Below are 21229 nucleotides of genomic sequence, written 5' to 3' on the forward strand. Positions count from 1 at the left end.
CGGGCTTCCCCCGAGCGGCACTGCTCGGGGGAAGCCCCCGGGTGCGCTCGGTGAGGCGCGTGTGGCAGACTTGGTGCCATGCTGCCTCAGGCGATCATTATCGTGAGGCGCGCTGGCTGAAACGGACCCCGCCAGCGCGCTGACCTCTCGTGTCCACGAGGGGTCTTTTTTGTTGGCGGGACCGGCCACCAGGTGACACAGACCGATCCCGGGAGTTCCCACATGCTGGACGACGGTTTCCACGTATTCGACACCACACTGCGCGACGGCGCACAGCGCGAGGGCATCAACCTCACCGTCGCCGACAAACTGGCGATCGCGAAGCTGCTCGACGAGTTCGGCGTGGGCTTCATCGAGGGCGGCTGGCCCGGCGCGAACCCCAAGGACACGGAGTTCTTCCGGCGGGCGCGAACAGAGTTGTCACTGCAACACGCCCAACTCACCGCGTTCGGATCGACCCGGCGGGCCGGGACCAAGGCGTCGGAGGACCCCCAGGTGCTCGCGCTGCGCGACTCCGGGGCCCCCGTCGTCACCCTCGTGGCCAAGAGCGACGACCGCCACGTCGAGCTGGCGTTGCGCACCACGCTCGACGAGAACCTCGCGATGATCGCCGACACCGTCTCCTACCTGCGGGAACAGGGGCAGCGTGTCTTCGTCGACTGCGAGCACTTCTTCGACGGCTACCGGCACAACCCCGACTACGCGCTCAGCGTGGTCCGCACCGCGGCCGAGGCGGGGGCCTCCGTGGTCGTGCTGTGCGACACCAACGGCGGCATGCTGCCCTCCGACGTCTTCCAGATCGTCACCGAGGTCCGCCAGGCCACCGGGGCGCGGCTGGGCATCCACGCCCAGGACGACTCCGGCTGCGCGGTGGCCAACACGCTGGCCGCCGTCGACGCGGGCGCCACCCACGTGCAGTGCACCGCCAACGGGTACGGCGAACGGGTCGGCAACGCCAACCTGTTCTCGGTGGTCCCCGCCCTGGTCCTCAAGCACGGCCGCAGCGTGCTGCCCGAGGGCTGCCTGCGCGAGATGACCCGGGTCTCCCAGGCCATCGCCGAGATCGCCAACATCGCCCCGGCCACCCACCAGCCCTACGTCGGCGTCTCCGCCTTCGCGCACAAGGCCGGGCTGCACGCCTCCGCCATCAAGGTCGACCCGGACCTGTACCAGCACATCGACCCGGCCCTGGTCGGCAACGACATGCGCATGCTGGTCTCCGACATGGCCGGACGCGCCTCGGTGGAGCTGAAGGCCAAGGAGCTCGGCGTGGACCTGTCCGGCGACCGCGGGACCCTGGGCCGGATCGTGGAGCGGGTCAAGGACATGGAACTGGCCGGGTACACCTTCGAGGCGGCCGACGCCTCGCTGGAGCTGCTGCTGCGCGAGGAGATCGGGAAGCCGGTGCGCTACTTCGAGGTGGAGTCGTGGCGCACCATCTCCGAGCGCCGCCCCGACGGGTCCAGCGTCAGCGAGGCCACGGTGAAACTGCACGTCAAGGGCGAGCGGGTGATCGCCACGGGCGAGGGCAACGGCCCGGTCAACGCCCTGGACCGGGCACTGCGCTCGGCGCTGGAGGGCGTCTATCCGGACCTGGCCACCATGGAGCTGACCGACTACAAGGTCCGCATCCTGGAGGGCACCTCCGGGACCGACGCGGTCACCCGGGTGCTCATCGACTCCAGTGACGGGCACGGCGAGTGGACCACCGTCGGGGTGGGAGAGAACGTCATCGAGGCGTCGTGGACCGCGTTGGAGCAGGCCCTCACCTACGGGCTGCTGCGCAGGGGCTACCAGCAGATCTGAGCGGAGCCGGCGGCCGGGACGGTGCTCCGCCCGGCCGCCGGCCGCGCCGAGCGGTCAGGACGGCCGGGCCGCCGCGCCCCCGTGGAGTGGAGACGCACGGCCGCTCAGGGGTTCACCCATCCGTTCGCCTCGCAGCCCTGGAGGCTGAAGGTCTGCTGCTGCATGACCGGCGCGGGCTCCCCGGGAGCGGGGCAGTCCACGTGGCCGTAGCCCAGGGCGTGGCCCACCTCGTGGTTGATCACGTAGGTGCGGTAGGTCTCCAGGTCGCCCTCGAAGTGCGGCACTCCCGAGACCCAGCGGTTCTGGTTGATCATCGCGCGTTCCCCGGAGAAGCAGGAGACGTAGCCGTTGGTCTGCAGCGGCGCGCACCGCTCGTCCACGGTCTCGGGGGAGGCCAGGGTGACCCGGAAGTCCACCGGCCCCTCGTCCACCCGCTGCAGGGCCAGCGCGCCGTCGTGGGTCCAACTCCGGGGATCGCTCAGCACCTGCTCGACCGCGGCCGCGAAGTCCGCGGGGTCCCCGGGGAGCCCCTCCTCGACCTCCACCAGGTAGCGCAGGAGTGTGCCGTCACCGGCCACCTCCCCTTCGCCCTCGACCACGCGCAGCCTGCCGCTCGCACCGGTCACCTCCTCCTCCACCGAGCGCAGCAGCGGAGGCACCGGGGACGGGGAGGGGGCGGCAGCGTGCGGGGAACCGCTGTCGCGCGACGTGGCGGGGACCGCCGACGCCGGTTCGGACGGTTCCAGGGGAAACACGTTGGCCGACACGATTCCCAGCCCCGACAGAGCGACGACCAGCCCCGCAATCGTCCCCACCGGCAGTTGGCGCCGTCGGTGCCGACCGGCACGGCGCGGTCGTCCTGCCTTCTGCGCAGTCATGGACAAGATCGGCCTTTCTCGAAAGTTGCAAATCATTCCATCATTGCAGGTCAGAGGGGTGCGGGGGAGGGAGAAGGGGAGAGCGGGAGAGCGGTCCCCGGCATCGGGCCGGGGACCGGTGGGCAGGGCTAGTCCCGAGCCCGGACGTGCTGGACGACCTGGAAGCTCCAGAGTTCGCTGTCGGTCGCGGCCGGTCCGCCGTGGCCGTGACCGTGGCCGCTCTGGCGGGACTCCTCGGCCGCCTGGGCGTGCCCCTGCTGGAAGGACTGGCTGTTCAGCCAGTTCTGGAAGTCCTCCTCGGAGCGCCAGCGCGTGTAGACCAGGTACTTGTCGGTCCCCTCGACGGGTCGCAGCAGTTGGAACTCCTCGAAGCCGGGCTGGTTCTCCACCAGGCCCGCGCGCTTGGCGAAACGCTCCTCCAGAGTGGCACCGGCGCCCGGGGGCACCGTCAGAACGTTGAATTTCACCACACTGGCCATGCGACACCTCTCATTGACGGTGGGTCGGATTCCGGCCCGGTCGTTGCTGGTGGGTCGGACTCCGGCCCAACCTAATGCAGCGTTGGGAGAGGACCGTTTCAGGGCGGACCTTCTCGGCGTTTCCGTGTGGTAGGTCACCGTGTCCGACATCGCCGAAACAGGCAGGACGGCCCGTGTCCCGCGCACCGCGGGACACGGGCCGTCACAGGGCGGCGCCCGCCCACCGTCGCGGTGGGCGGGCGCCTGTTCCGGTTCCCGGTACCGATCAGTTCCCGAAGGGACTGTCAGCTCGCGCCTGGCTCCTCGTTACAGAGGGGGGTAGGCGTTGGCCAGCAGCTCCTGGAACTGGGCGGAGAACCAGTGGCCGGAGATGGGCGCGTTGGGCAGCGCACCCGAGGGGTTGTTGCCGTTGCGGTCGTTGCCCCCGTAGCTCGGGTCGCACATCCGGTCGAAGCCCTTGCCCTCGTTGTTCGGGATCTCCTCGCTGGAGCCGTCGGACTCGCCCGGAGGCTTGGCCCACACGTAGGCGTCGATGCCGGGCTCGGGGTTGGCGGTGGGACGCTCACCCAGACCCGCACCGGCCTGGTTGCACCAGTTGCCGGGGTGGATGCGGCGGTCGATGCGGCTCTGGTTGACGAAGGTGTTCAGGTCGTTCGACGAGCTCGGGCCGGTGGGCCGGTCAGGGCCGCCCCAGCCGTTGCGGGAGGTGTCGATGAGCATGCCGATGTCGGAGTTGAAGCCGATCGAGATCAGCTCCTGCCGCAGGTCCTGGGCGAAGGTCAGCTCATCGAGGTACTGGTTCCAGTCGACCCAGTCGGACTGGCGGATCATCTGGCCGTTGACGGTGCCGCTGATGTTGATGTACGGCTCCTCCAGGGCGGAGTAGTTCGCCGTGTTGGCGATGAAGCCGTGCACGTCGTCCACGGTGGCGCCGGAGGCGTTGGCGGCCTCGTAGAAGATCTGGGCGGAGGGACCGAAGTTGGAGTCCCAGCCGATCCAGCCGTGGTGGGCGGCGTCGATGTAGTTGTAGGCGTTCGGGATCTCGCCCAGCTTGTTCAGGGCGTAGCCGACACCGTTGACGTAGTTGCCGTTCTGCTTCATCTGGTCGCACAGCTCGGTGCCACCGGCGTTGTCGGTGGTGTTGGTGACCAGGTTCGGCAGCGAGTCGATCTCGATGATGTTGACGATGCGCAGGTTGTCGTACTGCGCGTAGTCCCACATGATGTCGGCGATCGGGTCGATGTACTCGTTCTTGTACCGGTCGAGCTCATCCGGTCCGAGTTCACCGTTGGAGGCCAGCGCGGCGCAGTCGCGGCCGGGCAGGTTGTAGATGACGACCTGGATGACCAGCGGTTCGCCGTTGGCCTGGTTGACGGCCTCGTCCAGGTGGTCGCGCAGACCCATGTTGCCGGTGGTGGGGCTGTCGTTGCCCTCGATGGCGCCGATGCGGTCCAGCCACAGGGCGGTGGACTCGTTGGCGACCGCGGCGCCGCCCGGCTCGGCGGCGGCCTTGGCCGACCAGACCGGGTTCACGTAGCCCTTGGCGCCCGCGAACGGGTTGTCGACCTTGTCACCGGGGTTGCCCGGGTCGCCGCCACCGGGGTCGCCGCCACCGGGGTCGCCGCCACCGGGGTCGCCGCCGCCCGGGTCACCGCCACCGGGGTCGCCGCCGCCCGGGTCACCGCCGCCGGGGTCGCCGCCGCCCGGGTCGCTGGAGCCGTCACAGGTCACACCGTTCAGGGAGAACGAGGTGGGGACGTCGTTGTTGCCCGAGTAGGAGCCGTTGAACCCGAACTCGACGCTGCCGTTGGCGGGAACGGAGCCGTTGTACGGGGCGTTGCTCACCGACACGTGCTGGCCGGACTGCGAGTAGGAGCCGTTCCACAGGTTGGTGATCTGCTGGTTGCCCGGGAAGTCCCACTCCAGGGTCCAGTTGCTGAGCGCGCTGCCCAGGTTGGTGATGGTCACGTTGGCGGTGAAGCCGGAGCCCCAGGAGTTGACCTGGTAGTCCACCGAACAGCCGGCGGCGTGGGCCGGAGCGGCGAGCCCCACCATCGAGGCGCCGAGCGCCACGCTGGAGGCGGCTGCCAGGCCGCGCCGCACCCACGAACGCTTGTTCGTGGCACGAACTTTACTCATCTTGGTGTCTTCCTTGGTTGGTGGATGTTCTCGCTAGGGGGTCAGTCGAGAACCGGACGCAACGGCGTTCGGGTGACTGGCCCGCGTGGGGCGCGGACAGTCGGGCGCCCCGGAGGGGCGCGGGGGATGCTGAACACTGCTGCCTCCGACTGGGAACGGGGGAGGGGAGCGAGGTCGGACGGTCCGGGCCGGGAGGAGGTCCGTGTCTGGGAGCGCTCCCACCCACGGACCCAAAGGGAGGGTCCAAAATGCGTGTCACACGTGAGCCCTTCCGTGACGCCGTTCACTCCTTTGTGTGACGGGCTGCACGGGAGCGCTCCCAAAAGAGGGTAGCCACTTCATGACCGGATGTAAATACTCCGTTAAATGGGCTTATACGGTTGGTGGGCGAAGCGCACCGTATCCGTCCCGTCTCTCCACGTGCTTCCCCTGGGGGTTCGCGAGTCTCCGTCCCCGGAGAGCGGAGAAAGGGGATACGGACATCGTTGGCTGCCAGAAATAGCGGTCCGAAATAGGGGCGTCGGTAGCCTTGGGGGAACCAACAGCACCTGAAGGATGAGGGGGAATCCCGTGCGCATCGCGAGATTCTCGGCCGGTGATGAGGTCGGTTTCGGCCTGGTCGACACCGACGACGAGGGAAACCAGTTCGTCTCCCGGATGAAGGGCCACCCGCTGCTGGGACAGATCCAGCTCACCGGAGAGCGCGTCAAACTCGAAGACGTCCGGCTGCTCTCCCCGGTGCTGCCCACCAAGGTCGTGTGCATCGGCAAGAACTACGCCGACCACGTCGCGGAGATGAGGCACATCACCGGGGAGGGGAGCGAGGAGCCGGTCGTCTTCCTCAAGCCCTCGACCGCCGTGGTCGGACCCCACGACCCGGTCTTCCACCCGGAGGTCTCCTCCCGGGTGGACTACGAGGGGGAACTGGCCGTGGTCATCGGCCGGCTCTGCCGGGAGGTCCCGCTCGACCGCGTCAAGGACGTCATCTTCGGCTACACCGTCGGCAACGACGTCACCGCCCGCGACCTGCAGCAGACCGACAAGCAGTGGACCCGCGCCAAGGGGTTCGACTCCTTCTGTCCGCTCGGCCCGTGGATCGAGACCGGACTGAGCCTGGAGGAGGCGGCGCAGCTGCGCGTCACCACCACCGTGGACGGCGAGGTCCGCCAGGACGGCAACACCGCGCAGATGATCCACGGCATCCCCGAGATCATCGCCTACGTGAGCTCCTTCATGACGCTGCTGCCCGGCGACGTCATCCTCACCGGGACCCCCGCGGGGGTCGGACCGGTCCGGGTGGGCCAGCGCATGAACGTGGCGGTCGAGCGGATCGGCGAGCTGAGCAACCCGGTGGTCGCCCGCGACTGAGCCGCCTCAGCGGTCGACGAAGGGGGCGGCGAGCAGCAGCCCCAGGCCGAGCTGGAGCGCGAGGAGCAGCAGGGCCAGTACTCCGGAGGCCGCGGTCGCCCTCCCGGCCAGGGACGGGCGGGAGCGGTGCGTCGCGATCCCGACGGCGGCCAGGACCACCACGGCCAGGCAGACCAGGAGAAACCTGAACTGGGGGACCGAGAACACCCCGTAGGCCAGGAAGACGGCCGCGAAGTACGGCACGGCGCGTCCCGGACGGCGGGCGGAGGCGGCGTCGTCCTCGCGGGGGGCGTCCATGACCGGTGTCCTCCGGAAACGTCGGCGGGATCGCTTCGGCGGGGAGCGGCCCGGCGGCGACGGGACTCCCCCCGCCGATCCTGCCACCGCGGCCGGGCGGGGACCAGGCCCGGTGGGACGCTCCGGCAGTCCGCCCCGCAGGCGTCCCGGACATTCCGTGGCGGGGGCCCGCGCCATGCGGCGGCGCGGGCCCCCGCACCCGTGTCTCAGCTGTGCAGCGGCCTGCGGTAGGCGAGCCGGCGGAGCAGCACCTCGGCGGGTCCGCGCCGTCCGGCGCGCTCCTGCAGGAAGGCGAGGAGAACGGTGACGAGCCAGACGCCGGTGGCGTACAGGGCCATGGTGGCGCTGTGCAGGTGGGCGCCCAGGCCCAGTCCCCAGGCGGCCAGGACCGGGGCGCACAGCAGGGACTGGGCCAGGTAGCAGGACAGGGAGCGCCGGCCGGTGGCGGCCAGGGCGGTGACGACCGGACCGGCGGTCGAACGGCGGCTCAGCCGGTGCGCGAGGAGGCCGAACAGGGCCACGTAGCCGAGCCCGGTGGCCAGCCCGGTGGCCGAGGCGACGGAGACCAGCGCGTCGCCCATCAGCGGAGGCAGGTCCAGGAAGCCCAGGTGGTACAGGGCGTGCGGCAGACCGCCGAGCCAGCCCAGGGGGATGCCGACCAGGGCGGTGGCGCGCAGCAGGCGCAGGTGCTCGCCGGGCTCCTCCAGGACGCGGCGGCGGGCGGCCCAGAAGGCCAGCAGCACCGCGATCGGGATGGTGAGGGTCAGCAGTCCCTGGCCCACCACCAGGAAGAACCACGGAGCGATGCGCAGCAGGACCGAGGTCGGGTAGTCCTCCACGCCGTTGAGCGCGGACGAGGGCACCAGCAGTTCGACGGGGTCGTCCCCGGAGGAGGGCGGGGTCTGCGGGGCCACGAACCCGCCCAGCAGGGCCAGTGCCGTCACGGCCGCGAGCAGGCCGGTGAGGGCGGCGGCCCAGACGAGCAGGGTGCGGTCGGCGCGGCGCAGGAAGAGCCAGCCGAAGAGCAGGCCGACGAAGCCGTAGGCGCCGAGGACGTCGCCGAACCACAGCAGGGCGGCGTGGACCAGGCCGAAGGCCATCAGCCACAGGTTGCGGCGGCGCAGCAGGGCGCGCACGTCCTTCTCGGCGACGCCGGCGGCGCGCTGGCGGAGCCACAGCTGCACCATGCCGTAGCCGAACAGGAAGGCGAACATGGGATAGGTGCGGCCGTCCACCACGGTGATGAGGACGCCCTGCACGATCCGGTCGGCCGGGGAACCGTCCACCGGGTGGGCGACCAACTCGGAGGAGTCGGCGGCCCACAGGTACCAGACGGAGTTGGCCAGCACGATCAGCAGCAGCATGAGGCCGCGCGCCAGGTCGGGAGCCAGCGCCCGCTCCCCGGAGCGGACCGGGGAGCGCAGCGGGGCCGAGGCGGGGGAGGGGCCCGGCGGGACGGGCTGGTGTGCGCCGGAGACCGGACCACTCGACGCCGGTCCTCCAGAAGGGTCGCGGCTGGCCATGACTCACCTTCTCTCGTCGTGCGGAGTCCGTCCCCGCTGTTCCACCCGTTTAGTGTATGAGATAAACGAAAATGGGAAAAATGGCTTTCAATCCAGAGGTGTCCGCCTCGGTGCACTAGTACACCGAAAGAGGGAAACTTTCGCGGAAAGCGACCGGAGGGGCAGGTGGCGCGGAGTGGCGACACGGTTCCACCGATCGCCGCCCCCATCGTGGTGCACTAGTGCACCGACGGCTTTCGGAAGCCCGGGAGGAACGCTCGTGAACGACCCCGCCGCCCGCCGGGAACCGCCCTACGCGCGGATCGCGGCCGACATCCGCGCGCGCATCGAGTCCGGTGAGCTCCGCCCCGGGGACCGCGTCCCCTCCACCCGCGAGATCACCCGGCGCTGGGGAGTCGCCATGGCCACGGCCACCCGGGCCCTCGCGGTCCTGCGCGACGAGGGGCTGATCCTCCCCCGGCGCGGCGTGGGCAGCGTGGTGCGGGAGACGGGCGACCCGCGGCGGAGGGGGAGCGGCCCACGTCCCCGCCGTCCCCGGCCCCGCGGCGCCGAGACGGGACTCAGCCCCGCGGCGATCGTGCGCGCCGCGATCGGCGTCGCCGACGCCGAGGGCATCGACGGGCTCTCCATGCGCCGGGTGGCCGCCCGGCTCGGCGTCACCACCATGGCCCTGTACCGGTACGTCTCCGCCAAGGACGACCTCGTCCTGCTCATGGCCGACACGGTGTTCGCCGAGCACGCCCTGCCCGACCCGCCGGGGAACTGGCGCGACGGACTGGAACTGGCCGCCCGCAGCCACTGGGCGATGTTCCGGCGCCACCCCTGGATGGCCCGGGTGGTCTCGCTGCCGCGCCCGCTGCTGACCGGGGGAGCCATCGCCCGGACCGAGTGGATGGTGCGGCTGCTCACCTCGCACGGCCACGATCCGTCGACCGCCCTCCACGCGGTGGTCTCCCTCACCGGCTACGTCCTCGGCATGGCCGGCCAGTTCTGCGCCGAGACGGAGGAGGGCGAGACCGGCCTCAGCGCGGCCGAGTGGTGGCGGGCCCAGGAGGAGCGCCTCGCGGAGTTCGAGGAGAGCGGGGACTACCCGGCCCTGTTCTCCGCCCCCGAGCCGCCCGACATCGACGCCGTCTTCGACTTCGGCCTGCGGCGCCTGCTCGACGGGCTGGAGGGCTTCCTGGGGCCGGGCGGTGCGGGCGCCCCGCGGCACGCCGCTGCGGACGACTCCCCTCGATAGGCTGAAGCCGTGACTGACAAGGCTATTCGCACCCGCTTCGCGCCCTCCCCGACGGGGATGTTCCACGTCGGCGGCGCACGCTCGGCGCTGTTCAACTGGGCGCTCGCCCTGCAGCAGCCGGACGGCAGATTCGTCCTGCGGATCGAGGACACCGACGCCGCGCGCAACCGGCCCGAGTGGACCGAGGGCATCCTGCGCGCCCTGTCCGCCCTCGGCATCGACGAACGGGACCCGCACTTCGAGGGCCCCTACTTCCAGTCGGCCTACGCCGAGAAGCACCGGGAGGTCGCCGAGGCGCTGTACCGGAAGGGCCGCGCCTACTACTGCGACTGCACCCGCGAACAGGTCCAGGAGCGCCGCGGCAACCCCCACCTCGGCTACGACGGGTACTGCCGGGACCGCGGGCTGGAGCCGGGGCCGGGCCGGGCGCTGCGCTTCCGCGTCCCCGACGGCGGTGCCACCGTGGTCGACGACAGGATCCGGGGGCGGGTCGAGTTCGAGCACAGCGCGATCGAGGACTTCGTGATCGCGCGCGCCGACGGCTCCCCGCTGTTCGTGCTGGCCAACGTGGTCGACGACGTCGAGATGAACATCACCCACGTCGTGCGCGGCGAGGAGCACCTGTCCAACACCCCCAAGCAGCAGCTGCTGTGGGAGGCGCTGGACCGCACCCCGCCGGTGTGGGCGCACCTGCCGGTGATCGTCAACGAGAAGCGGCAGAAGCTGTCCAAGCGCCGCGACAAGGTCGCGCTGGAGGACTACCTCGCCGAGGGGTACCTGCCCGAGGCGATGGTCAACTACCTGATGCTGCTCGGCTGGGGGCCCGGCGAGGACCGCGAGATCATGCCGTTCGACCAGATGGTCCCGCTGTTCCGGCTGGAGGACGTCAACAGCTCCAGCGCCTTCTTCGACGAGAAGAAGCTGCGCGCCTTCAACGGCGAGTACATCCGCGCGCTCGACGCGACCGAGTTCATCGAGCGCTGCGCCCCGTGGCTGGGCTCGGAGAGCGCGCCGTGGCCGGCGGAGAACTTCGACGCCCAGGCGTTCGAGGCCGTCGCGCCGCTGGCGCAGAGCCGGGTGTCGGTGCTCAGCGAGATCGTCGAGTACGTCGACTTCCTCTTCCTGGACCGGCCGGTGGAGGACGAGAGGAGCTGGGCCAAGGCCATGAAGCCGGGGGTGGGCGAGGAGATGCTCACCGCGTCCCTGGAGCGCTTCGACGACCCGGACCTGGAGTGGCGGGCCGAGCCGCTCAAGGCGGCCCTGGAGGAGGTCGCCGCGGCGCAGGGGCTCAAACTCGGCAAGGCCCAGGCCCCGGTGCGGGTCGCGGTCACCGGGCGCACCGTCGGGCTGCCGCTGTTCGAGTCGCTGGAACTGCTCGGCCGGGGGCGGGTCCAGGAGCGGCTGCGCACCGCTCTGGCCAAGCTCCGGAGCGCCGGGGAGTGAGGCCGGGTGGGGCGGTCCGGCGCCGTCCCACCCCGCCCGGACGGCCGTCCGTTCGCGAGCACGCCAGATGTCCGCTAAAGTTATGGCTGCGCCAAGGGGAACGGCCCGAGCGGCCGGTCTCCGATGAGCACTGGGGTATGGTGTAATTGGCAGCACGACTGATTCTGGTTCAGTTAGTCTAGGTTCGAGTCCTGGTACCCCAGCGGTGGTCCTCCTCGGAAGCCATCCGTGCTGAACCTCCACCACGACTTCGAGTCGTCCACGGCCCCCGTCGTCTAGCGGCCTAGGACGCCGCCCTCTCAAGGCGGTAACGCCGGTTCAAATCCGGTCGGGGGTACTTCGCAGAGAGAACTCTCACCCGTGTGGGAGTTTTTTTCTGGGACCGGGACGATCTCCGGTCCCGAGGACAGGGACATCACTCCTGACGGTTCCGGCAGGGTGATGCCCGGACGTCTCAGGCCCCCGTCGTCTAGCGGCCTAGGACGCCGCCCTCTCAAGGCGGTAACGCCGGTTCAAATCCGGTCGGGGGTACCATATGACGCTCCGTCTCGATCGAGACGGAGCGTTCTGCTTTTCCGGAGCGGTCCCGGCGCTTCCCCGCCCCTCCGGAGGTGCCCGCCGGACCGGGGCCGTCCGCGCCCCGCCCCACGCGGGACCTCCCCGCGGCCGGGGTGTGCCCGTGCGCCGGACGGGCAGGCGGCCACCGAGGTCGGTCCACGACACGGAAGAGGCACGGCATGGACGGACGAGGGCTGGTCGCGGCCGCGGCCGCGCTGCTGCTGGCGGCGGGCTGCGCGGGCGGCCCCGGACGGGACGGCGACCCCGCGCCCCCGGCCCCGGCGGCCACCCCGGGGGAGACGTCTGCGCAGGGGAGCGCGCGGCTCGGGGAGGCGGCCGTCGTCGCCACCGGGCTGCGGGTGCCCTGGGCGATCGCGTTCCTGCCCGATGGTGCGGCCCTGGTGTCGGAGCGGGACTCCGGGCGCGTCCTGCGGATCGGACCCGACGGCGCCGTGAGCGGGGTCGGGACCGTCGAGGGGGTGGCGCCCGGAGGGGAGGGCGGCCTGCTGGGCCTCGCGGTCCCGCCGGACTTCGCCGAGAACCCGCTGGTCTACGCCTACCTCACCACCGAGGACGACAACCGGATCGTCCGGATGCCCTACGACCCCGACCGCGGGCTCGGTGCGGCCGAGGTGGTCGTGGCCGGCATCCCCAGGGCCGGCCGCCACAACGGCGGACGGATCGCGTTCGGCCCCGACGGGACGCTGTACGCGGGGACCGGGGACGCGGGCCGCGAGGAGCTCGCCCAGGACACCGACTCCCTGGCGGGCAAGATCCTGCGGATGACGCCCGACGGCGAACCGGTCGCGGACGCCCCCTTCGGCAACCTCGTGCACAGTTACGGGCACCGCAACGTGCAGGGGCTGGCCTGGGACGCGGACGGCGTCCTGTACGCCACCGAGTTCGGCCAGAACACCTTCGACGAGGTCAACGTGGTCGAGGCCGGCGGCAACCACGGCTGGCCGGAGGTCGAGGGAGCGGGCGGCGCGCCGGAGTACGTCGACCCGGTCGTCACCTGGAGCACCGACGAGGCGTCCCCCAGCGGGGCGGCGGTCGCGGGCGGCGCGCTGTGGGTCGCGGCGCTGCGGGGGGAGCGCCTGTGGCGGGTCCCGCTGACCGGCGACGCCGCCGACCCGGTCCGCTCGCCCGAGGCCCTCCTCGTCGGCGACCACGGTCGGCTGCGCGCGGTGGAGACCGAGCCGGGAGGGCGGGCGATCTGGGTCACCACCAGCAACCACGACGGCCGGGGAGATCCGGGCGCCGACGACGACGTGCTGCTGCGCATCCCCCTCCGCGGATGACCGCGGGAGGGGACGGAGCGGGTACCGTCGGGGTCAGACGCTGCGTAGGGCCTCGCTGATCCGCTCGGCGGCGGCCAGCACCGCGGAGGCGTGCAGGCGGCCGGGGGAGCGGGTCAGCCGCTCCAGCGGCCCGGAGACGGAGACCGCGGCGATGATGCGTCCGCCCGGGGCGGTGACGGGCGCCGAGACCGAGGCCACCCCCGGTTCGCGTTCCCCCACGCTCTGCGCCCAGCGGCGGCGGCGCACCTGGGACAGGGTCGCCGCGGTGAAGTGCGCGCCGCGCAGGGCGCGGCGGATCCGCTCGGAGTCCTCCCAGGCCAGCAGGACCTGGGCAGCCGACCCCGCGTTCATGGGCAGTTCGCTGCCGACCGGGACGGTGTCGCGCAGGCCGCTGGCGCGTTCGGCCGCCGCCACGCACACCCGGACGTCGCCCTGGCGGCGGTACAGTTGTGCGCTCTCCCCGGTGAGGTCGCGCAGTTGGGCGAGCACCGGGGTGGCGATGGCCAGCAGGCGGTCCTCGCCGGTGGCGATGGACAACTCGTTGAGCCGGGGGCCGAGGACGAAACGCCCCTGGCTGTCGCGGGTGACCATGCGGTGCCGCTCCAGCGCGACCGCCAGCCGGTGCGCGGTGGGCCGCGCCAGGCCCGTGATCCGCACCAGCTGCGCCAGCGAGGCGGGGCCGGACTCCAGGGCGTCGAGGACCGACATCGTCTTGTCCAACACACCTACGCCACTGGATGGGCTAGAGTTGTCCATGGCTTGATATTGCCGTCTCGCTATTTGGAATGCAAATCCGCCAGCCCGTACGTGCGGACAGCGCGGGGAGGATTTCCGCGCCGGTCGCCGAGGGGACCGGCGTACGGCGGCGAGAACCCCACGACAACCGTCGAGACGCGAGGAGGCGTCGCACATGGCCCGCACGATGGCCGAAAAGGTCTGGGAGGAGCACGTCGTCAGGCGCGCCGAGGGTGAGCCCGACCTGCTCTACATCGACCTGCACCTGGTGCACGAGGTGACCAGCCCCCAGGCGTTCGAGGGACTCCGCCTGGCCAACCGGACGCTGCGCCGCCCGGACCTCACCATCGCCACCGAGGACCACAACGTCCCCACCGAGAACATCTTCCTGCCGATCGCCGACCCGGTGTCGCGCACCCAGGTCGAGACCCTGCGCAAGAACGCCTCCGACTTCGGTGTGCGCCTGCACCAGATGGGCGACATCGACCAGGGCATCGTGCACGTCATCGGCCCCCAGCTGGGCCTCACCCAGCCGGGCATGACCATCGTCTGCGGCGACAGCCACACCAGCACGCACGGCGCGTTCGGCGCGCTGGCCTTCGGTATCGGCACCAGCCAGGTCGAGCACGTCATGGCCACCCAGACCCTGCCGATGACGCCGTTCAAGACCATGGCCGTCAACGTCTCCGGCAGCCTCAAGCCGGGCGTGACCGCCAAGGACATCATCCTCGCGGTGATCGCCAAGATCGGCACCGGCGGCGGCCAGGGCTACGTGATCGAGTACCGGGGCGAGGCCATCCGGGCGCTGTCCATGGAAGCCCGCATGACCATCTGCAACATGTCGATCGAGGCGGGCGCCCGCGCCGGCATGATCGCTCCCGACCAGACCACCTTCGACTACATCAAGGGCCGCCCGCACGCCCCCCAGGGCGAGCTGTGGGACCAGGCGGTCGAGTACTGGAAGAGCCTGGTCACCGACGAGGACGCGGTCTTCGACAAGGAGGTCCACCTCAACGCCGACGAGCTCAGCCCGTTCGTCACCTGGGGCACCAACCCCGGCCAGGGCGTCCCGCTGGACTCCGCGGTGCCCGACCCGGCCTCCTTCACCGACCCCACCGAACGCGCCGCCGCCGAGAAGGCGCTGGCCTACATGGACCTGAAGCCCGGCACCCCGATGCGCGAGATCAGGGTCGACACCGTCTTCGTCGGCTCCTGCACCAACGGGCGGATCGAGGACCTGCGCGCCGCCGCCGAGGTCATCAGGGGCCGCAAGGTGGCCGACAACGTGCGCATGCTGGTCGTCCCCGGCTCCCAACGGGTCAAGGAGCAGGCCGCGGCCGAGGGCCTGGACGAGGTCTTCAAGTCCGCCGGGGCCGAGTGGCGCGAGGCGGGCTGCTCGATGTGCCTGGGCATGAACCCCGACACGCTCAAACCGGGGGAGCGCAGCGCCTCCACCTCCAACCGCAACTTCGAGGGCCGGCAGGGCAAGGGCGGCCGCACCCACCTGGTGTCGCCGCTGGTCGCCGCCGCCACCGCGGTGCGCGGCACGCTCTCCTCGCCCGCCGACCTGTAGCCCGCCCGCGACTTCCGAGGACACGTCATCATGGAGAAGTTCACCGTCCACACCGGCCGCGCCGTGCCGCTGCGCTACAGCAACGTGGACACTGACCAGATCATCCCCGCCGTCTACCTCAAGCGGGTCAGCCGCACCGGGTTCGAGGACGGCCTGTTCGCCGCCTGGCGTGCCGACCCCGAGTTCGTGCTGAACAAGCCGGAGTACAAGGACGGCACCGTGCTGATCGCCGGACCCGACTTCGGCACCGGCTCCTCCCGGGAGCACGCCGTGTGGGCGCTGCAGAACTACGGCTTCAAGGCGGTGCTGTCCTCCCGCTTCGCCGACATCTTCCGCGGCAACTCCCTCAAGGGAGGACTGCTGACCGTCGTGCTGCCGCAGCCGGTCATCGAGCAGCTGTGGGAGATGGTCGAGGCCGACCCCGCCACCGAGGTCACGGTCGACCTGGTGGAGCGCCAGGTGCGCGCCGGGGACCTGGTCGAGCCGTTCGAACTGGACGACTACACCCGGTGGCGCCTCATGGAGGGGCTCGACGACATCGACCTGACGCTGCGCCACACCGACGCCATCGCCGAGTACGAGAAGCGCCGCAAGCCGTGGCTCCCGGTCACCCAGTAGAGCCGTCCGAAGCTGACGAGGACCCGGAATTCGCGGCGGAGCGGGAATTTTACCGAGATTTGGCACAGCGGCTCAAAGAGGCTCACCGCCAGGCCAACGCTCTTCCGGAATCTGTCCGAATTCCGGTGATTCGTAAGCTTTTGATGGTGACGGAACGGGCCAAAAGGGACCCGGTTCAGGCGTCGGAACGCCTCGACCGCATGCTGGTCGAGCTGGCCACGACGGCGAAAGAAGCCCCGACACGCTGATCTGACAGGCGTTTGTGTTTGTGTCCGGCCCCCGGTTTCCCCTAGTTTCAAGCGAGCAAGGGGGAACCGGAGGAACCATGAACAAGCGTGATCTGATCGACGCGATTTCGGGGCGGCTGGGGGACAAGAAGACCGCCACCGAAGCCGTCAACGCCGTGCTGGAAACGATCCAGCAGACCGTCGCCAAGGGTGACAAGGTGGCCATCACGGGGTTCGGGGTCTTTGAGAAGGCCGAACGAGCGGCCCGCACCGCCCGCAACCCCTCCACCGGGGCCACCATCAACGTCCCCGCGAGCTTCGTTCCGAAGTTCCGTCCCGGCGCTGATTTCAAGGCCTTGGTGAACGGCGAGAAGTAACGACGTTCGACCGTACCGCTGCCCGGGGTCCGCCACAGGACCCCGGGCAGCGGCTGTTGTGGGCCTCCTCAGCCGCCGACCGGCGCCACCCCGAGGGAGGCCAGCAGCGCCGCGGTGTGCGGCCCCACCCCGAGTCGCGCGGCGACCCGCAGGTCCTCGGGGGTGTCCACGTCGTGGCGGACCGTGCCGACCCCCTCCAGGTCCAGTTCCACCGCGCCGCCCTCCCGGTGCCGCAGCCGCGACCACCCCTCGAAGGCGGGGGCGAACACCGCCCGGGGCGCCGCTCCGTACAGCGTGGTCCCCACCCCGTGGGCGTCGGCGAGGAAGAAGGTGGGGTGGGCCGCCGCCGCGGCCAGCACCCGGGCGAGTTCGTCCGGACGCAGCGCCGGGAGGTCGGCCGAGAGCGCGCACACCCCGGCGTCCGGGAGGACCTGCCGGGCCCGCCGCGCGCCGTACCGCAGCGCGGCGTTGAGCCCCGTCCCGGGCTCCCCGGTGACCACCGAGGCCCCGAACCGTTCCACCGCCGCGGCCGCCGTGGCATCCTCGGTGACCACGAAGACCGCCGCCACCCCCGGGGTCGCCGCGACGGCGCGCACCGTGTCGCAGGCCACCGCCAGCGCCAGGTCCGCCCGACGGACGCCGACGAACTCGGCGAGCCGGGACTTGGCCTCGGCCAGCCGCTTCACCGGTACCACCACCGACCAGCGCTGACGTGTGAGTTCAGCGTCCACCATCCCCCCGCCCGGTCGAGTAGGAACCGGTAGAAGAGAGTATGTCCCAGCCGCCGAGGCCGGGCACGGGACCTTCCCGCACCCCCGACAATGGAGAGCCGGAGGGCCACGCGGACACCCGCGACGGGGCGGGCGCCGGAACGTCAACCGATCGGAGGAGTCCACATGAAACGCCGCGAGTCGCGCTGGTTGAAGGCGGTCGCCGTCAGCGTCGTGCGTCCGCTCATCGCCGCCATCACCAAGCGCACCTGGCGCGGCCAGGAGCACATCCCCCGCGAGGGGGGCGTGATCATCGCGGCCAACCACCTGTCGGTAGCCGACCCGCTGACGGTCGCGCACTTCCTCTACGTCGCGGGACGCCGCTGGCCGACCTTCACCGCCAAGGAGGGCGTCTTCCGCATCCCCGTCGTGGGACCGGCGGTGCGCAGACTCGGCCAGATCCCCGTCCACCGGGGCACCACCGACGCGGCCAAGGCGCTGCGCGAGGCCGAGGAGGCGCTGACCGAGCACGGCGCCGCGGTGATCTTCTACCCGGAGGGCACCTGCACCCGCGACCCCGACCTGTGGCCCATGACCGCCAAGACCGGGGTGGCGCGGCTCGCGCTGCGCACCGGTGTCCCGGTGATCCCGGTCGCCCACTGGGGGGAGCAGCACATCCTGCCCTACGGCACCAAGAAGCTCCGGCTCTTCCCCCGCACCCCCGTCGAGGTGGTCGCCGGACCGCCGGTGGACCTGTCCGCCTACCGCGGCCAGCCGCTGACCGCGACCACCCTGCGCGAGGCGACCGCCGACATCATGGCCGCCATCACCGAGATCCAGGCGCGCATCCGCGGCGAGCAGCCGCCGTCGGAGCCCTACGACCCCAGGAAGGCGCGCGGACAGGAACTGGGCCAGGGCGACGGCGGAGGCGCGAAGTGACCAGGGTGGCGGTGCTCGGCAGCGGATCGTGGGGGACGGCCTTCGCGAACGTGGTGGCCGACGCGGGAGTCGCGGAGACGGTGCTGTGGGGCAGGCGCGCGGCGGTGGCCGAGGCGGTCAACACCCGCCACGAGAACCCCGACTACCTGCCGGGGATCGCCCTCAACCCGCGGCTGCGCGCCACCGACGACGTGGCGGAGGCGCTGGCGGGCGCCGACTTCGTGGTCATCGCGGTGCCCGCGCAGACACTCCGCGCCAACCTGGCGGCCTGGGCGGAGGCCGTGCCGCCCGACGCCGTCGTCGTCAGCCTGATGAAGGGGATCGAGGTCGGCACGTCGCGCCGGATGAGCGAGGTCATCGCGGAGGTGCTGAAGCTGCCCGACCACCGCATCGCGGTGCTGTCCGGACCGAACCTGGCCCGGGAGATCGCCGAACGGCAGCCCGCCACGGCCGTGGTCGCCTGCACCGACGAGCAGACGGCCACCCGCCTGCAGCACCTCTGCAAGTCCGGCTACTTCCGCCCCTACACCAACACCGACGTCATCGGCGTGGAGCTGGGCGGGGCGGTCAAGAACGTCATCGCGCTGGCGGTGGGCGTGGCCGTGGGCATGGGCTTCGGCGACAACGCCAAGGCCGCCCTGATCACCCGGGGCCTGGCCGAGACCGTGCGCCTGGCAGTCGCCCTCGGCGCCGACGAGCACACCCTCGCCGGACTGGCCGGACTGGGCGACCTGGTGGCCACGTGCAGCTCGCCGCTCTCCCGCAACCGCACCTTCGGGGAGAAGCTGGGCGCCGGCATGACCCTGGAGGAGGCCGTCGCCGAGACGAGGCAGACCGCCGAGGGCGTCAAGTCCTCCGAGTCGATCCTGGCCCTGGCCCGCGCCCACGGGGTGGACATGCCCATCACCGAGGCCGTGGTGGCGATGATGCACCACGGGCTGCCGCCCGCCGACGCGCTGCTGGCGTTCATGTCCCGCAGCGCCAAACCCGAGCGCTACGGGGTCTGAGACCGCCCGCGGTCTCCGGCGGTCACGGATCGGAGAGGACGGGGGCGCCCACGGTAGGGTCGTGGGCGCATCCGGTGACGGCCGACCGGACGGCGGCACGGACCGACACGACTACGGCGCAGGTGAAGCCTCATGCCCCCTTCCCCCGATGCCGCGCGGAACCACCGTCCCCCCGCGCGGAACGCCACCGGGGCGCCCCGGTGGCCCGCCCACGCGGCGGCGCTGTGGGCGCTGCTCTTCGCGGCGCTCAGCTTCTACTGGGCCCTCGGCGGCACCGCCCTGCTGGACACCATCGGGGAGTCCGTGACCGGCCCGGCGCTCGCGGGCGACCCCCTCGTCGTGACCGCGGTGTGGGCCTCGGCTCTCCTCAAGCTCGCGGGTGTGCCCGGCGCGCTGGCGCTCACCCAGGGGTGGGGCCGCCGCCTTCCCCGCCGACTGGTCCTCACCGGAGGCTGGGGGGCGACCGTCCTGCTGTGCCTGTACGGGGGCGCCAGCCTGGTCCAGCAACTGCTCATGCTCGGCGGCGTCGTCGAGGCCTCCGACTCCTTCCGCCGGGTGCTGCTGTGGCACCTGCTGCTGTGGAGCCCCTACTGGCTGCTGGGCGGAGTGCTCTACGGGATCGCCACGTACCTCTTCCAGAGGACCGCTCCCGAAGCGGGTTCCGCCCCCGTGGAGGAGCGCGGCCCGCGGCCGTGAGCCCCCGTGCCCCGCGGGAACCCGGGTGGCGGCACAATGGGGGAGGACTTCCTGAGGGGGCGCGCATGACACAGCGGTACGGAGAGCACACCCGCGCGGTCGGGCTGTCCAGGGACGACCGGTCGGTCGGAGTCCCGATGCGCATCCCGGTGTACCGCGCCTCCACCTACGCCTTCGAGAACTCCCAGGAGTACGCCGAAAGCCTGTACGGCGGTGGCAGGTACTCCTACGCGCGCATCGACTCCCCCAACAGCGACGCGTTCGCCGCCGCGGTGGCCGCCCTGGAGGGGGGCCGGCTCGACCGCGAGGTACACGGGCAGGGCTTCGCCTCCGGCATGGCCGCCATCAGCACCGCACTGCTGGCCCTGACCCGGGCGGGCGCGCACGTGGTGGCCTCCCGGGCCCTGTACGGCAACACCTACAAGCTGCTGGACGTCCTGCTGCGCCGGTTCGGTGTGGACGTCGACTTCGTCGACATCACCGACGCCGCCGCGGTGCGCGCCGCGGTACGCCCCGAGACCGCGCTCGTCTACACCGAGACCCTGTCCAACCCGTCGATGCTCGTCTCGGACCTGCCCGCGCTCGCCGCCGTCGCCCGCGAGGCCGACACGCTGCTCGTGGTGGACTCCACCTTCGCCTCCCCGGTGGTGTGCCGCCCGCTGGAGCACGGCGCCGACGTGGTGCTGCACTCCGCCACCAAGTACCTCGGCGGCCACTCCGACGCAACCGGGGGAGTGGCGGTGGCCCGCCCCGACCTGATGGACCGCATCCGCGAGGCGCGGGTCGACCTGGGGCCGCACCTGGCCGCCGACGAGGCGTTCCTGCTGCACCGCGGTCTGGAGACGCTGCCGCTGCGCATGGCCCGCCAGTGCGCCACGGCCGCCGAGTTCGCCGCCGCGATGCTGCGCCACCCGGCCGTGGCCCGCGTCGACCACCCGAGCCTGCCCGGCCACCAGGGCCACGAACTGGCGCGGAAACTGTTCGACGCCGGCCCCGAAGGCACCCGCTACGGCGCGGTCGTCACGGTCACCCCGCACGGCGGCCGGGACGCCGGGACGGCGTTCGCCGACGGCCTGCGCCTGGCGACCATCGCCCCCTCGCTGGGCGGCACGCACACGATCGTCAGCCACGCCGCCTCCACGACGCACCGGCAGATGCCGGACGAGGCGCTGCGCGCGGCCGGGATCGAACCGGGCGCGGTGCGGTTCTCCATCGGACTGGAGGACCCGGCGGACCTGATCGCCGACGCGCTGCGCGCCCTGGATGAATTGCCCGTCAAGGAGTGACAAATCCCGTGTTTCGTCGGTCGTGACCG

At 71.6% G+C, this 21229-nt stretch carries 20 protein-coding genes and 3 tRNA genes; 16 read left to right on the forward strand and 7 right to left on the reverse strand.

Going from position 1 to position 21229, the window contains the following annotated elements:
* Window positions 1-222: 222 nt before the first annotated feature.
* Entirely contained in the window at window positions 223-1806 is a 1584-nt protein-coding gene (gene cimA / locus FOF52_RS21130) for a citramalate synthase (protein ID WP_248591634.1), read from the forward strand.
* 104 nt (window positions 1807-1910) lie between these two features.
* Here the strand turns inward: cimA and FOF52_RS21135 are convergent, their stop codons facing one another.
* The 3 genes from FOF52_RS21135 to FOF52_RS21145 all read right to left on the reverse strand — a co-directional run bounded on the left by FOF52_RS21135 (window position 1911) and on the right by FOF52_RS21145 (window position 5302).
* Window positions 1911-2621 carry a DUF3152 domain-containing protein gene (locus tag FOF52_RS21135; RefSeq protein WP_248591635.1) on the reverse strand — a complete coding sequence of 237 codons (711 nt, stop codon included), beginning with the start codon at window positions 2619-2621 and terminating at the stop codon, window positions 1911-1913.
* Window positions 2622-2812: 191 nt separating this feature from the next.
* Entirely contained in the window at window positions 2813-3163 is a 351-nt protein-coding gene (locus FOF52_RS21140) for an antibiotic biosynthesis monooxygenase family protein (RefSeq protein ID WP_248591636.1), read from the reverse strand.
* A gap of 306 nt (window positions 3164-3469) precedes the next feature.
* On the reverse strand, window positions 3470-5302 hold the full coding sequence (locus FOF52_RS21145; protein ID WP_282573783.1) for a glycoside hydrolase family 6 protein: 1833 nt from the start codon (window positions 5300-5302) through the stop codon (window positions 3470-3472).
* A gap of 570 nt (window positions 5303-5872) precedes the next feature.
* Between FOF52_RS21145 and FOF52_RS21150 the strand changes: the two genes are divergently transcribed.
* On the forward strand, window positions 5873-6670 hold the full coding sequence (locus FOF52_RS21150) for a fumarylacetoacetate hydrolase family protein (RefSeq protein WP_248591637.1): 798 nt from the start codon (window positions 5873-5875) through the stop codon (window positions 6668-6670).
* 6 nt (window positions 6671-6676) lie between these two features.
* On the opposite strand, the gene FOF52_RS21155 is transcribed toward FOF52_RS21150, so the two are convergent.
* Both FOF52_RS21155 and FOF52_RS21160 read right to left on the reverse strand, forming a co-directional pair.
* Window positions 6677-6967, reverse strand: a complete 291-nt coding sequence (locus tag FOF52_RS21155; protein ID WP_248591638.1) for a hypothetical protein — start codon at window positions 6965-6967, stop codon at window positions 6677-6679.
* Between the two features lie 206 nt (window positions 6968-7173).
* Window positions 7174-8490, reverse strand: coding sequence for a DUF418 domain-containing protein (locus FOF52_RS21160; protein ID WP_248591639.1), 1317 nt, complete (start codon window positions 8488-8490; stop codon window positions 7174-7176).
* A gap of 259 nt (window positions 8491-8749) precedes the next feature.
* On the opposite strand from FOF52_RS21160, the gene FOF52_RS21165 reads away from it, so the two are divergent.
* The 6 genes from FOF52_RS21165 (at window position 8750) to FOF52_RS21190 (ending at window position 13032) form a co-directional block, all read left to right on the forward strand.
* Window positions 8750-9730 (forward strand): TetR/AcrR family transcriptional regulator C-terminal domain-containing protein, encoded by a 981-nt coding sequence (locus FOF52_RS21165; RefSeq protein WP_248591640.1) that lies wholly within the window; start codon window positions 8750-8752, stop codon window positions 9728-9730.
* A 9-nt stretch (window positions 9731-9739) separates the two neighbouring features.
* Complete coding sequence (gene gltX, locus FOF52_RS21170; RefSeq protein ID WP_282573785.1) at window positions 9740-11173, forward strand: glutamate--tRNA ligase; 1434 nt, start codon at window positions 9740-9742, stop codon at window positions 11171-11173.
* Between the two features lie 131 nt (window positions 11174-11304).
* Window positions 11305-11376, forward strand: a tRNA-Gln gene (locus FOF52_RS21175).
* 61 nt (window positions 11377-11437) lie between these two features.
* Window positions 11438-11510 (forward strand) — tRNA-Glu (locus FOF52_RS21180).
* A gap of 121 nt (window positions 11511-11631) precedes the next feature.
* Window positions 11632-11707: transfer RNA gene (locus FOF52_RS21185), tRNA-Glu, on the forward strand.
* Window positions 11708-11910: 203 nt separating this feature from the next.
* Window positions 11911-13032 carry a PQQ-dependent sugar dehydrogenase gene (locus FOF52_RS21190; protein ID WP_248591641.1) on the forward strand — a complete coding sequence of 374 codons (1122 nt, stop codon included), beginning with the start codon at window positions 11911-11913 and terminating at the stop codon, window positions 13030-13032.
* A 33-nt stretch (window positions 13033-13065) separates the two neighbouring features.
* On the opposite strand, the gene FOF52_RS21195 is transcribed toward FOF52_RS21190, so the two are convergent.
* On the reverse strand, window positions 13066-13740 hold the full coding sequence (locus FOF52_RS21195) for an IclR family transcriptional regulator (protein ID WP_282574083.1): 675 nt from the start codon (window positions 13738-13740) through the stop codon (window positions 13066-13068).
* Window positions 13741-13942: 202 nt separating this feature from the next.
* On the opposite strand from FOF52_RS21195, the gene leuC reads away from it, so the two are divergent.
* From leuC to FOF52_RS21215, 4 genes are all read left to right on the forward strand, one after another.
* Window positions 13943-15340 carry a 3-isopropylmalate dehydratase large subunit gene (leuC, locus tag FOF52_RS21200; RefSeq protein WP_248591643.1) on the forward strand — a complete coding sequence of 466 codons (1398 nt, stop codon included), beginning with the start codon at window positions 13943-13945 and terminating at the stop codon, window positions 15338-15340.
* 30 nt (window positions 15341-15370) lie between these two features.
* Entirely contained in the window at window positions 15371-15958 is a 588-nt protein-coding gene (gene leuD / locus FOF52_RS21205) for a 3-isopropylmalate dehydratase small subunit (protein WP_248591644.1), read from the forward strand.
* Window positions 15937-16206 carry an SCO5555 family protein gene (locus FOF52_RS21210; protein ID WP_248591645.1) on the forward strand — a complete coding sequence of 90 codons (270 nt, stop codon included), beginning with the start codon at window positions 15937-15939 and terminating at the stop codon, window positions 16204-16206. The genes leuD and FOF52_RS21210 overlap by 22 nt, the downstream gene beginning before the upstream one ends.
* 77 nt (window positions 16207-16283) lie before the next feature.
* Window positions 16284-16562 carry an HU family DNA-binding protein gene (locus FOF52_RS21215; protein WP_248591646.1) on the forward strand — a complete coding sequence of 93 codons (279 nt, stop codon included), beginning with the start codon at window positions 16284-16286 and terminating at the stop codon, window positions 16560-16562.
* A 68-nt stretch (window positions 16563-16630) separates the two neighbouring features.
* Here FOF52_RS21215 and cofC read toward each other — a convergent pair whose 3' ends face one another.
* Window positions 16631-17296: a 2-phospho-L-lactate guanylyltransferase gene (gene cofC, locus FOF52_RS21220; RefSeq protein ID WP_248591647.1), complete on the reverse strand. Its 666-nt coding sequence runs from the start codon at window positions 17294-17296 to the stop codon at window positions 16631-16633.
* 162 nt (window positions 17297-17458) lie between these two features.
* Here cofC and FOF52_RS21225 point away from each other — a divergent pair, with 162 nt between their 5' ends.
* The 4 genes from FOF52_RS21225 (at window position 17459) to FOF52_RS21240 (ending at window position 21200) form a co-directional block, all read left to right on the forward strand.
* The gene (locus FOF52_RS21225) at window positions 17459-18211 is read left to right on the forward strand and encodes a lysophospholipid acyltransferase family protein (protein WP_248591648.1); all 753 of its coding nucleotides are present in this window, start codon (window positions 17459-17461) and stop codon (window positions 18209-18211) included.
* Complete coding sequence (locus FOF52_RS21230) at window positions 18208-19218, forward strand: NAD(P)H-dependent glycerol-3-phosphate dehydrogenase (protein WP_248591649.1); 1011 nt, start codon at window positions 18208-18210, stop codon at window positions 19216-19218. The genes FOF52_RS21225 and FOF52_RS21230 overlap by 4 nt, the downstream gene beginning before the upstream one ends.
* A gap of 132 nt (window positions 19219-19350) precedes the next feature.
* Window positions 19351-19914 (forward strand): DUF3995 domain-containing protein, encoded by a 564-nt coding sequence (locus tag FOF52_RS21235; protein WP_248591650.1) that lies wholly within the window; start codon window positions 19351-19353, stop codon window positions 19912-19914.
* 65 nt (window positions 19915-19979) lie between these two features.
* On the forward strand, window positions 19980-21200 hold the full coding sequence (locus FOF52_RS21240; RefSeq protein ID WP_248591651.1) for a trans-sulfuration enzyme family protein: 1221 nt from the start codon (window positions 19980-19982) through the stop codon (window positions 21198-21200).
* Window positions 21201-21229: the final 29 nt, after the last annotated feature.

Source organism: Thermobifida alba, assembly GCF_023208015.1.
GTDB lineage: Bacteria > Actinomycetota > Actinomycetes > Streptosporangiales > Streptosporangiaceae > Thermobifida > Thermobifida alba.